The 11,704-nt window shown below is 63.5% G+C and carries 12 protein-coding genes; 3 read left to right on the forward strand and 9 right to left on the reverse strand.

Annotated features, from left to right (window positions below):
* Positions 1-362 (reverse strand): SURF1 family protein (locus F6S12_RS15820; RefSeq protein ID WP_315869061.1); only part of this gene is annotated, 362 nt, incomplete at its 3' end.
* A gap of 70 nt (positions 363-432) precedes the next feature.
* On the opposite strand from F6S12_RS15820, the gene F6S12_RS15825 reads away from it, so the two are divergent.
* Entirely contained in the window at positions 433-636 is a 204-nt protein-coding gene (locus F6S12_RS15825) for a twin transmembrane helix small protein (RefSeq protein WP_011058453.1), read from the forward strand.
* Positions 637-642: 6 nt separating this feature from the next.
* Here F6S12_RS15825 and F6S12_RS15830 read toward each other — a convergent pair whose 3' ends face one another.
* From F6S12_RS15830 to coxB, 4 genes are all read right to left on the reverse strand, one after another.
* A complete protein-coding gene (locus F6S12_RS15830) occupies positions 643-1,530 on the reverse strand; it encodes a cytochrome c oxidase subunit 3 (RefSeq protein WP_019095612.1) in 888 nt (295 codons plus the stop codon).
* A gap of 33 nt (positions 1,531-1,563) precedes the next feature.
* Complete coding sequence (locus F6S12_RS15835) at positions 1,564-2,121, reverse strand: cytochrome c oxidase assembly protein (protein ID WP_011058451.1); 558 nt, start codon at positions 2,119-2,121, stop codon at positions 1,564-1,566.
* A 99-nt stretch (positions 2,122-2,220) separates the two neighbouring features.
* A complete protein-coding gene (gene ctaD / locus F6S12_RS15840) occupies positions 2,221-3,816 on the reverse strand; it encodes a cytochrome c oxidase subunit I (protein ID WP_011058450.1) in 1,596 nt (531 codons plus the stop codon).
* A gap of 82 nt (positions 3,817-3,898) precedes the next feature.
* On the reverse strand, positions 3,899-5,026 hold the full coding sequence (gene coxB / locus F6S12_RS15845) for a cytochrome c oxidase subunit II (RefSeq protein WP_011058449.1): 1,128 nt from the start codon (positions 5,024-5,026) through the stop codon (positions 3,899-3,901).
* Between the two features lie 373 nt (positions 5,027-5,399).
* Between coxB and F6S12_RS15850 the strand changes: the two genes are divergently transcribed.
* Positions 5,400-6,050, forward strand: coding sequence for a hypothetical protein (locus tag F6S12_RS15850; protein ID WP_015633641.1), 651 nt, complete (start codon positions 5,400-5,402; stop codon positions 6,048-6,050).
* Positions 6,051-6,133: 83 nt separating this feature from the next.
* On the opposite strand, the gene F6S12_RS15855 is transcribed toward F6S12_RS15850, so the two are convergent.
* The 3 genes from F6S12_RS15855 to F6S12_RS15865 all read right to left on the reverse strand — a co-directional run bounded on the left by F6S12_RS15855 (position 6,134) and on the right by F6S12_RS15865 (position 9,797).
* Complete coding sequence (locus tag F6S12_RS15855) at positions 6,134-7,669, reverse strand: SulP family inorganic anion transporter (RefSeq protein ID WP_011058447.1); 1,536 nt, start codon at positions 7,667-7,669, stop codon at positions 6,134-6,136.
* 91 nt (positions 7,670-7,760) lie between these two features.
* Positions 7,761-8,495 (reverse strand): carbonic anhydrase, encoded by a 735-nt coding sequence (locus F6S12_RS15860; RefSeq protein ID WP_011058446.1) that lies wholly within the window; start codon positions 8,493-8,495, stop codon positions 7,761-7,763.
* Between the two features lie 243 nt (positions 8,496-8,738).
* Positions 8,739-9,797 carry a PA0069 family radical SAM protein gene (locus F6S12_RS15865; protein ID WP_011058445.1) on the reverse strand — a complete coding sequence of 353 codons (1,059 nt, stop codon included), beginning with the start codon at positions 9,795-9,797 and terminating at the stop codon, positions 8,739-8,741.
* 199 nt (positions 9,798-9,996) lie between these two features.
* On the opposite strand from F6S12_RS15865, the gene F6S12_RS15870 reads away from it, so the two are divergent.
* Positions 9,997-10,353 (forward strand): hypothetical protein, encoded by a 357-nt coding sequence (locus F6S12_RS15870; RefSeq protein ID WP_015633639.1) that lies wholly within the window; start codon positions 9,997-9,999, stop codon positions 10,351-10,353.
* 45 nt (positions 10,354-10,398) lie between these two features.
* On the opposite strand, the gene F6S12_RS15875 is transcribed toward F6S12_RS15870, so the two are convergent.
* Entirely contained in the window at positions 10,399-11,703 is a 1,305-nt protein-coding gene (locus F6S12_RS15875) for a cytochrome c (protein ID WP_015633638.1), read from the reverse strand.
* Between the last annotated feature and the right edge of the window lies 1 nt (position 11,704).

Genomic DNA, 11,704 nt, shown 5'->3' on the forward strand with positions numbered 1-11,704 from the left:
GTGCGCCGGTCGGGCCAGGGCAGCCAGCCGCGGTTGACCAGCAGCCAGCGACCGCTGGCCTGGTCGAGGAAGGGTTGCAGCAGCTCGACTCCGACCTTGCCGTCATGCAGGCGGTTATCCAGCAACAGGCTGTGGTCGGCATCGAAATGACCGTGCAGGCGTACCCGGCGAAAAGCCGGATCCTCGCTGGCCAACAGCTCGAACAGGGCCACCGGCTCCGCCGCACGGCGCTCGGCGTAGCTGGCCAGCAACTGGCGCTTCTGCTCGCCCCGGCCCAGTTGCCAGAAGCCCAGGGCAACCAGCACCGGCAGCAGCAAAAGCACCACCAGGGTCGGCCCGATGCCCGGCCGGAAGCCCTTCATGGCTGGCCTGCAAGGCTGAGAAATCCACTCGCTATACTGCTGTACATCGCGTTTCCCCCGGAGTCCCACCATGCTCAAAGCAGCCATCGTCCTGATGCTGATTGCCACGGTTGTCAGCCTGTTCAGCGGCCTGTTCTTTCTGGTCAAGGACGACAGTTCATCCAAGCGCCTGGTGACCTCACTGAGCATTCGGGTCGCGCTGGCCGTGGTCACCGTCGGCTTGATCGCCTGGGGTTTCTTCAGCGGCCAGCTGGTCTCCCACGCGCCCTGGTAGGGCGCCTCAGAGCACGTAGACGAAAACGAACAGGCCGATCCAGACCACGTCGACGAAGTGCCAGTACCAGCTGGCGGCCTCGAAGCCGAACTGGTGCTCGGCGTCGAAATGCCCGCGCATGATGCGCATCAGCATCACGAACAGGATCAGGGTGCCAATGGTCACGTGGGCACCGTGGAAACCGGTGAGCATGAAGAAGGTGGCGCCGTAGATCCCCGAACCCAGGGTCAGCCCCAGCTCGTGGTAGGCATGGATGTATTCCTCGGCCTGAAAGCCCAGGAAGGCGCAACCCAGCAGCACCGTCAGCGCCAGCCAGATCTTCAGCGCGCCCCGATGGCCTTTCTTCAAGGCGTGGTGGGCGATGGTCACGGTGACGCTGGAACTCACCAGCAGGATGGTGTTGAGCAGCGGCAGGCCCCAGGGGCTGATGGTGCCCTTGGGCGGCGGAAAGAGTTTCGGGTCGGGGTTGTTGAGCAGCGGCCAGACGAACTCGAAGTTCGGCCACAGCATGTGGGCGATGCCCTTGTGCCCCTCACCGCCGAGCCAGGGCCCGGACATGTGCCGCACATAGAACAGCGCGCCGAAGAAGGCCATGAAGAACATCACTTCGGAAAAGATGAACCAGCTCATGCCCCAGCGGAACGAGCGATCGAGCTGGGCGCTGTAGAGCCCGGCGCGGCTTTCCTTGACCACCGCACCAAACCAGCCGAACAGCATGTAGGCCAGCAGCAGGCCGCCGACGAAAAAGATCAGCGGGCCGTGGGATTCCGGTCGCGCAGCCTTGAGGTCATTGAACCAGGTGCCCAGGCCCACCACGGTGACGAACATGCCCACCGTTGCGATGATCGGCCACTTGCTCTGGGCGGGAACGTAATAGTGCTCATGAGTCGCCATGGGTTGTTCTCCTTATCGGGCACGCTAGATCGTCTAGCCACCGTTCTTGGCGGCAACCGCCACCGGTGGATGACGCGCGGTGATATCGAACAGCGTGTAAGCCAGCGTCAGGTGCTTCACATCCTTGGGCATGTCACGGTCAACGATGAAACGCACCGGCATCTCGATCTTCTCGCCCGGCTGCAGCACCTGCTGGGTAAAGCAGAAGCACTCGGTCTTGTGGAAATACATGGCCGCGCTGCTGGGGGAGATGCTCGGGATCGCCTGGGCGCTCATCGGGTGGTCGCTGGGGTTGCGGGCGATGAAGATCATCTCGTTCACCGCCCCCGGATGGACCACGATGTCATCGGACTTGGGATAGAAATCCCAGACCATGTCGATGGCATTGGTGGACAGAAACTGCACCCGCACCTGGCGCGATACATCCACCTGCTGCCCCTGGTCCGCATACTGCCCACCGGTCTTGCCGTTGATCCCCAGGGCCTTGCACATCACGTCGTAGATCGGCACCAGGGCAAAACCGAAGACGAACATCGCCACCACCACCAGCAACAGGCGGGTCACCAGTTTCTTCAGCGTTACCTCGGCCATCTCAACGTCCTCCCAAGCCTGTAGGAGCCGGCTTGCCGGCGAAGCGGGCACCACCCTCTGGCGCCTTCGCGAGCGAGCTCGCTCCTACAGCACAGATGTTCATTTCACTTCCGGCGGGGTGACAAAGGTGTGGTACGGCGCCGGCGAGGGAATACTCCACTCCAGGCCTTCGGCACCTTCCCAGGGTTTGGCCGGAGCCGCTTTGCCGCCGCGGATGCACTTGATGACGATGAACAGGAAGAAGATCTGCGTCGCACCGAAAGTGAAGGCACCGATGGAGGACACCATGTTGAAGTCGGCGAACTGCAGGTTGTAGTCCGGGATCCGCCGCGGCATGCCCGCCAGCCCCACGAAGTGCATGGGGAAGAACGCCATGTTCATGCCGACGAAGGACAGCCAGAAGTGCAGCTTGCCCAGGGTCTCGTCGTACATGTGCCCGGTCCACTTGGGCAGCCAGTAGTAGGCCGAGGCGAAGATCCCGAAGATCGCCCCCGGCACCAGTACGTAGTGGAAGTGCGCCACCACGAAGTAGGTGTCCTGGTACTGGAAGTCCGCCGGGGCAATGGCCAGCATCAGCCCGGAGAAACCGCCGATGGTGAACAGGATGACGAAGGCCACCGCGAACAGCATCGGTGTCTCGAAGGTCAGCGAGCCCTGCCACATGGTACTCACCCAGTTGAACACCTTGACTCCAGTGGGCACGGCGATCAGCAGGGTGGCGTACATGAAGAACAGCTCGCCCACCAGCGGGATGCCCACCACGAACATGTGATGCGCCCAGACGATGAACGACAGGAAGGCGATCGCCCCGGTGGCATAGACCATCGAGGTGTAGCCGAACAGTGGCTTGCGGCTGAAGGTGGGGATGATCGAGCTGACCGCGCCGAAGGCCGGCAGGATCATGATGTACACCTCGGGGTGGCCGAAGAACCAGAACACGTGCTGGAACAACACCGGGTCACCGCCGCCGGCCGCACTGAAGAAGCTGGTGCCGAAATGGATGTCCATCAGCATCATGGTCACCACCCCGGCCAGTACCGGCATCACTGCAATCAGCAGGAAGGCGGTGATCAGCCAGGTCCAGACGAACAGGGGCATCTTCATCAGGGTCATGCCCGGGGCTCGCAGGTTGAGGATGGTGGCGATCACGTTGATCGCGCCCATGATCGAGCTGACGCCCATCAGGTGGATGGCGAAGATGAAGAAGGTCACGCTTTCCGGGGCATAGGTGGTGGACAGGGGGGCATAGAAGGTCCAGCCGAAGTTCGGCCCGCCGCCGGGCATGAACAGGGTCGAGATCAGCAACAGGAAGGCCGCCGGCAGCAGCCAGAAGCTGAAGTTGTTCATCCGCGGCAGGGCCATGTCCGGCGCGCCGATCATCAACGGGATCATCCAGTTGGCCAGGCCGACGAAGGCCGGCATCACCGCACCGAAGACCATCACCAGGCCATGCATGGTGGTCATCTGGTTGAAGAACGCCGGCTCGACGATCTGCAGCCCGGGCTGGAACAGTTCGGCACGGATCACCATGGCGAACGAGCCGCCCAGCAGGAACATGCAGAAGCTGAACCACAGGTACAGGGTGCCGATGTCCTTGTGGTTGGTGGTCAGTACCCAGCGCATCAGGCCCTTGGCCGGGCCATGGGCGTGGTCATCATGGCCGGCGTGGCCGTGGTCATCGATCACAGCACTCATGTCCTGTCTCCTGCGAGCGAATGGACTGGATGATCGGCGGCGAAACGCCGCGACCGGTTGCGCACATACCCCATGAGCCGGCTCATTTGCTTTCCGCCTGCTTCAGCGCCAGGACTTCCTTGGGCGTCACCATGTCGCCCTTGTTGTTGCCCCAGGCGTTGCGTTCGTAGGTGACGACGGCGGCGATGTCGACTTCCGACAGCTGCTTGCCGAAGGCCGCCATGGCGGTGCCCGGCTTGCCGTGGAACACCAGGCTCAGGTGAGCCTCCTTGGGACCGGTAGCGATCTTCGAGCCCTTGAGGGCCGGGAACATCGGCGGCAGGCCCTGGCCTTCCGCCTGGTGACAGGCAACGCAGGTGGTGTGGTAGATCTTGTCACCGCGGGCCACCAGCTCGTCTAGGGTCCATTCCTTGCTGGTCAGCTCCTTGAGCTTGGCCGCCTCGGCCTTGCGCTCGCCCATCCAGGTGTCGTAGTCGGCCTGGCTCTTGACCTCCACCACGATCGGCATGAAGCCGTGGTCCTTGCCGCACAGCTCGGCGCACTGGCCACGGTAGATGCCAGGCTTGTCGACCCGGGTCCAGGCTTCGTTGACGAAACCCGGGATAGCATCGCGCTTGACCGCAAAGGCCGGCACCCACCAAGAGTGGATGACGTCGGCGGCGGTCACCAGAAAGCGCACCTTGGCGCCCACCGGAAGTACCAGCGGCTGGTCGACCTCCAGCAGGTAGTGCTCGCCCTTGGTGCTCTGGTTGTGGATCTGGTCGGCGGGGGTGGCCAGGTTGCTGAAGAACTCCACGTCCTGGCCGAGGTATTTGTAGTGCCACTTCCACTGGTAGCCGGTGATCTGGATATCCACGTCCGGCTCGCTGGTGTCGTACATCTTGATCAGCGTCGCCGTGGCAGGCACGGCCATGGCCACCAGGATCAGGAAGGGAATGATGGTCCAGAGGATTTCCACCGTGGTGCTTTCGTGGAATTTGGCCGGGACCTGGCCGACGGAACGGCGGTGAACGATCATCGACCAGAACATCGCACCGAAGACGATGACGCCGATCACCACACAGATCCAGAAGATGGTCATGTGCAGGTCGAATACCGCGTGGCTTATCTCGGTCGCCCCAGGCGTCATATTCACGGTCCAGGCGGCTTGCGCCTGGCTGAATACCGACCACAACAGGAGGCCCATCCAGACATGTGGATGTCGCATCATTGCGGGTTCCCCTTATCGTTCTTGTTATCCCGCCGGCTTAACACCTGCGGCAAGGGAGCGGCTGCCTAGACTACGAACTTAAACCGGCCGAGCCTTCGCTGCATTTGCAGTCGGGCGTCATCAGCTAACTTCATACAAGGGCGAGTATAGACAGCGACTCCCACCTCGCAACGCGAGGGCGTAAATCAGCTGAAACACTAATAAGGAGGTTTGCAGGCCACGGCGGGAAAGGGATCGAGTGCCCTGGATGGCGAAACGATATAACCGTGGTGACTAAGCATGAAATAATTATGACAAATGCGTCTTAAGCGCTTTTGTAAGCAGGCTAACTTATGTTCTCCCTATTCAATTGCCCTTGTTCCCTGGAGTTTTCATGAACACCGCCGCATTGCGCGAGCAGATCAAACTGGCCCAGCAGCACGAAGCCAGTACCGGCCTCCTGACCCGTCAGTTGGAGAGCCAATTGCCTCACCTGCACCCCGCCATCCAGCTGCCCGAAGTCGACGCCAAGGGCGTCATGACCCGTTTTGTCAGCGCCTACATCGACCAGGTTCCAGACCTTCTGGACGCCGCCAACTCTGTAGCCCGGGAAGCCGGCATCGAGTCGCAGATCAAGCCGGTGCTGAAGATCGCCGAGCAATTCTTCCTCCAGCCGCCGGCCATCATGGATGGCCACGTCGGCCTCGACGGCCTGCTGGATGAAGCCTATCTGGCCCACCGTCTGGTGGAAGAGGTCAACGACCTGTACATCAAGCATTTCGGCCGTCCGCTGATCCCCCTGGACATGACTGTCGCCAACCTCATCGCCCACCAACTGATCGGCGAAACCTTCGCCAACCAGCTGGACGAAGCGGTGCACCACGCCGTCGACGCCATGCTCGACGAAGAAAGCTTCGCCCTGGAGTCGGTGGAAGCCTACCGCGAGAAACTCAGCAGCCCGGACACCGAGGCCGCCTGGAAACGCTGGCCTTGCCTGTCACGCCAACTGGGCGTGGAACTGGAACTCGACCAGCCAGCCGCCTGACCCACTCCTCGCCAGCAAGGCTCGCAGCGAGCCTTGTGGCGAAGGGCCTGGCTCGCCCAAGCCCCTCTCGCCCACCCGGCGATTCAACCTCTCGCCGCAGCCGCCCCCACGCCGCTGGTGGTGGTCAACCGGCCCTCCAGGCGCCGCTTCAAGCCCCGCGTTTCGATCACCAGCCGCGAGCCCTTGGCACTGTTGGCCCGATTCCAGTCTTCCAGCAACTCCAGGCACGCATGGTCGATATAACTGAGGTTGCTGAGGGGCACATGCACAGTGGTGGCCGGGGGAATCGTCGCCAGTACCCGAGTCAGGGCCGGCACCTTGAGAAAGGTCGCAGCGCCGACCAGACGCAACTCCATCTCGCCTTCCTCTGCCAGGTCGATCAGGCTGATCTTCAAGCGCGATGCCTTGAACGCCAGCTTGGCCAGGGTCAGGGCAAAGCCGATCAGTACCCCGGTCAGCAGGTCGCTGAAGACAATCGCCAGGGCCGTCACCGCGTAAGTCAGCATCGGCATGCGCCCGTAGCGCCCCAGGCCGCGAAAGACCTTGAGGTCCACCAGCTTGAAGCCGGTGTAGACCAGCACCCCCGCCAGGCTCGCCACCGGAATGCTCTGCAGCACGCTGGACAGCACCAGCACGAAACCCAGCAGCCACAGGCCATGGAAAATCGTCGAATAACGGGTCTGGGCCCCGGCCTGGACATTGGCCGAGCTGCGCACGATGACCCCGGTCATGGGCAGGGCACCCAGCAGACCGCAGAGCATGTTGCCCACGCCCTGGGCCGACAGTTCACGGTCGAAGTCCGAGCGCTGGCCGCTGTGCATGCGATCCACCGCGGCGGCGGACAGCAGGGTTTCGGCACTGGCGATAAAGGCCACGGCGAAGGCGGCGATCAGCAGGTTGGGGTCCGCCAGGTTGAGCAGGTCGGCGGGGCGCAGCCAGTCGATGGCCTCGGCCAGGTTGGCCGGCACCTCGACGCGCTTCACCGGCAGCGCCAGCAGCAGGCTGGCCAGGGTCGCCAGCCCGACACCGAGCAGGGCACCGGGGATGAACCGCAGCGCCTGGGGCCGCCACTTGTCCCAGCCCCACATCACCGCGATGGTCGCCAACCCCAGCAAGCCAGCCTGCCACCCCAGGCTCGGCAAGGCCTGCGCCAGAGCCTGGGGAAAGCCCACAAGGTTATCCAGGCCCGAGGCCTGGGGCGCGGCATCTAGCATCACATGCACCTGGGACAGCACGATCAGCACGCCGATGCCCGCCAGCATGCCGTAGACCACCGCTGGCGCCGTGACCCGGAACCAGCAACCCAGGCGCAGGCGCCCGGCCAGCAATTGCAGCAGCCCGGCCAGCAGCAGGATCGGCCCGAGCATGGCCACCCCATGCTGGCGCACCAGCTCGAACACCAGCACCGCCAGCCCGGCCGCCGGCCCGCTGACCTGCAAGGGCGAGCCCGCCAGCCAGCCCACCACCAGGCCACCGATGATCCCGGTGATCAGGCCCTTGGCCGGCGGCAGGCCCGAGGCAATGGCGATCCCCATGCACAGGGGCAGGGCCACCAGAAACACCACCACCGAAGCCAGCAGCTCCCGTGGCAGGACACTTTTCAACTGTGCTGCACGCATGACAGTTCTCCCGACTTTTCTTCAGGCGTGGCAAAGCCGGGCCGCCAGATGGCAGCCCTGGCTACAACCACTCAGGGGGATTGAGGTGGGATCAGAAACGCGCTTTGGGCGTCGCTACCGGGATCGGGTGGCTGCCATCCAGAGGCAGGAAACACCCCTTGTCGGCGTCGTAGGCCTTGATCGAGCTGGTCTCGATGTCATAGACCCAGCCATGGATGAACAACTGGCCGTTGGCCATGCGCGAGGCCACGGAAGGATGGGTGCGCAGGTGCTGCAGTTGAGCAATGACGTTCTCTTCGGTCAGCACATGCATGCTGGAGGATTCGTCGGCGCAATCGCAGTTCTCGTGGACCATGGTCCGCGCCACTTCGGCGTGGCGCAGCCAGGCCTTGACCGTGGGCATTTTCTCCAGGCTCTGCGGGTTGAGTACCGCGCGCATGGCGCCGCAATCCGAGTGCCCGCAGACGATGATGTGATGCACCCCCAGGGCCAGCACCGCGTACTCGATCGCCGTGGAGACACCACCGTTCATCTGCCCGTAGGGCGGCACCACGTTGCCCACGTTGCGGGTCACGAACAGATCGCCCGGGGAGCTCTGGGTGATCAGCTCGGGAACGATGCGCGAGTCGGCGCAGGCAATGAACATCGCCCGCGGCCGCTGAGCGGTGGCGAGTTTCTTGAACAGCTCTTCCTGCTGCGGGAAGACTTCATGATGAAAATGCAAAAAGCCGTCAACGATGTGCTGCAGCGCTGCATCGGCGGTCTCGGCGACTTCTGTGGGTGCCGGAGCCGACGCAGCCAACGGCTGTTTATCCTTGTCACTCATGATTCATCCTCTCTGTCGGATTTGGTGAATTTTCCAGAAATATCCGGCACGACGCCAGCCATCGATAAAAAAACCACCGACCCGCTGGCGGCGACCCATAGGTCACTCGATGAACAAGGTAGCCATGAATACTTAACTCAAACTGAACGGAAGGCTCTAGAACGCCACTATGAGCGATGGCAAAAGGCGACCAGAGTACCTCGGGAACGCTGCGCCCACTACTCAACGATAGGCCAATGCCGCTCACAACAACGACATCTGCCCGCCCGGCGGACAGAAGGCTGAACAGTCGAGATCGAAACCCTCGCGACGGTTGAGCCCCAGACGCTTGAGCGCCTTGGCAAAACGCTGGGCCAGCAGATCGGCGAAGGGCCCTTCACCGCGCATGCGGGCGCCAAAACGGCTGTCGTAGAGCTCACCGCCACGGCTCTGGCGGATCAGGCTGAGCACATGGGCCGCCCTTTGCGGGTAATGCGCCGCCAGCCACTCCTCGAACAGCGGCGCCACTTCCAGGGGCAGGCGCAGCATCATGTAGGCCGCGCTCTGCGCCCCCGCGGCATGGGCCTCGCTGAGCAGGCTTTCCAGCTCGCTGTCGTTGATCATCGGGATCATCGGCGAACACAGCACGCCCACCGGGATGCCCGCCCCGCGCATCACCCGGATGGCCCGCAAGCGCGCCTTGGGCGCCGCCGCCCGGGGCTCGAGAATGCGCTTCAACTCATCGTCCAAAGTGGTCAGGCTGATCATCACCGCCACCAGGCGCTGGCGCGCCAGCTCGCTCAGCAGGTCCAGGTCCCGGAGGATCAACGAGCCCTTGGTGACGATGGTCACCGGGTGTCGATAGCGCAGCAGCACCTCCAGGGTGCGCCGGGTCAACTGCTGTTCGCGCTCGATGGGCTGGTAGGGATCGGTATTGGACCCCAGGTTGATCGGTGCGCAGCGATAGCCGGGCTTGGACAGTTGCTGTTCCAGCAAGGCCGCGGTGTTGCTCTTGGCGATCAGCTTGGTTTCGAAATCCAGCCCCGGGGACAGGTCCCAATAGGCGTGGCTGGGCCGCGCGTAGCAATAGATGCAACCGTGCTCGCAACCGCGATAGGGGTTGATGGAGCGGTCGAAGGGCAGGTCCGGCGAACTGTTGCGGGTGATGATCGACTTGGCCGTTTCAAAGCGCACCTCGGTGCCCTGGGTCAACGGCACTTCCTGGTACCAGCCATCATCCTCGGCCACCGAACGATTGGGCGCAAAACGGTTGTGCGGATTGCTCGCGGTACCGCGACCACGGGGAGGCAGGGGGTTGAACATGGAAGCACTCCATAACTGTATGCACATACAGTAATGGAGCTGGAATTACCTGACCAGCACCGTCGGACCGAAACCCACCCCTGCCAGCGGACGTTCCCCAGTGCGACACAAGGCGTCTCGTATCCTTGGCCGACAAGCCGGCTACTGCGGGCGTGTGGCGTTAGGGTATAAGGCAGGCTCAAAGAACAGGAGCACAAGCATGCCCAGGACACCCGGCACGCTGGAAAAGATTTTCTACGCCGCAGAGGCCTACCTCCCCAGCTACGAACAAGGTGCCGACCTGATCATTGTCAGGGCCCCCGACGGGCAGTTGTGGGGAGTGGCCTGCGAATTCGAGCTGTGCACCCAGGACATCGAAAAGGCCACTGTGAGCGGCCAGCAACCTTTCGATGAAGCGGACCCGAAGTTCGCCGAGGTGCGCTGGAGCCCCTGCCACGACGGCATCGGCCTGCTCCCCGCAAGCTGGCAAGACCTGATGACCGCCGGGCTGGCGGACTGCATTGCCGGCTATCAACTGGAAAGCCGCCTGGGCATCCAGCGCTTCACCCAGGGCTGAACGGCCATCCCGGGCCGGCGCCCGCAGCGAGCGCCGGCCTTGGGGTTAGTGGCTGGTGACCTGCCCCAGGTCGTCGTTGGAGGTGCTCTGCAAGTCGCCGTTGCGCAGCGCCGCCACATCCCCGGGCTTCACCGCCGAGGCCTGGTTGCCCCAGCTGCTGCGGATGAAGTTGACCACATCGGCCACCTCCTGATCCGACAGGCGCCAGGCGAAGGCCGGCATGGTGAAGGTCGAAGGCGCGCTGTGGGTCGCTGGCAAGGTGCCGCCCTTGAGCACGATATGGATCAGCGAGGTGGCATCCGCCGATTGCAGCACGGGGTTGCCCGCCAGCGCCGGGAACACCCGGGTGTAGCCGTGGCCGTCGGTGCGGTGGCAGGCCGCGCAGTTGTCGATGTACACCGCCGCGCCCGGCTTGCTGTCGTCACCGTTCCACAGGGCCTGGGCCACTTGCTTGTCGTACTGGTGCGGCTGGTCCTTGGGGTCATTGGCCGGCAGGGACTTGAGATAGCGGGCAATCGCCGTCAGGTCTGCGTCGGTCATGTACTGCATGCTGTGGACCACCACATCGCTCATGCCGCCGAACACCGCGCTGCGATCACTGCGACCGGTCTTGAGGAACTGCACCAGTTGCTCTTCGCTCCAGCTGCCCAGGCCATCCTTGTGATCGCCACGCAGGCTCTTGGCGATCCAGCCCTCCAGCGGCGCGCTGCCAGACAGGAAGTCGCTGCCATCGCTGGCGCTCAGGGCCTTCTCCTGCATGGTCAGGGCCCGTGGCGTGTGGCAGGCGCCGCAGTGGCCCAGGCCTTCCACCAGGTAGGCACCACGGCTGATCACCGGATCGCTGCCAGCCGCAGGTGCCGGGGTCTCCACGCTCGGGGCGAACATCCAGCGCCAGATGGACAACGGCCAGCGCATGCTCAGGGGCCAGGGAATGTCACTGTCCTGGTTGTCCCGGGCCACCGGTGCCACGCCCTTCATGAAGTAGGCATACAGCGCCTGCATGTCGGCGTCGCTGACTCGGGCGTAGGAGGGAAATGGCATGGCCGGGTACAGGGTGCTGCCGCCCTTGGCCACGCCATGGCGCACGGCTTTGTCGAAGTCCTCGAAGCTGTAGTCGCCGATGCCGGTCTTGTCCGGGGTGATGTTGGTGGAATAGATCACGCCGATGGGGGTCTCCATCGGCAGCCCGCCGGCGAACGGCTTGCCGTCCTTGGCGGTATGGCAGGCTACGCAGTCACCGGCGCGGGCCAGGTATTCGCCCTGTTGCACCAGGGCTTGCTGATCCGCTTCGGCAGCATTGGCGGCTGCGCTGCCCAGCAGCGCCAGGGTGGCGATAACGAGTGCTTTCATG

Origin of the sequence: Pseudomonas sp. JV245A, assembly GCF_032424515.1 — a bacterium.
Classification (GTDB): Bacteria; Pseudomonadota; Gammaproteobacteria; order Pseudomonadales; family Pseudomonadaceae; genus Aquipseudomonas; species Aquipseudomonas protegens.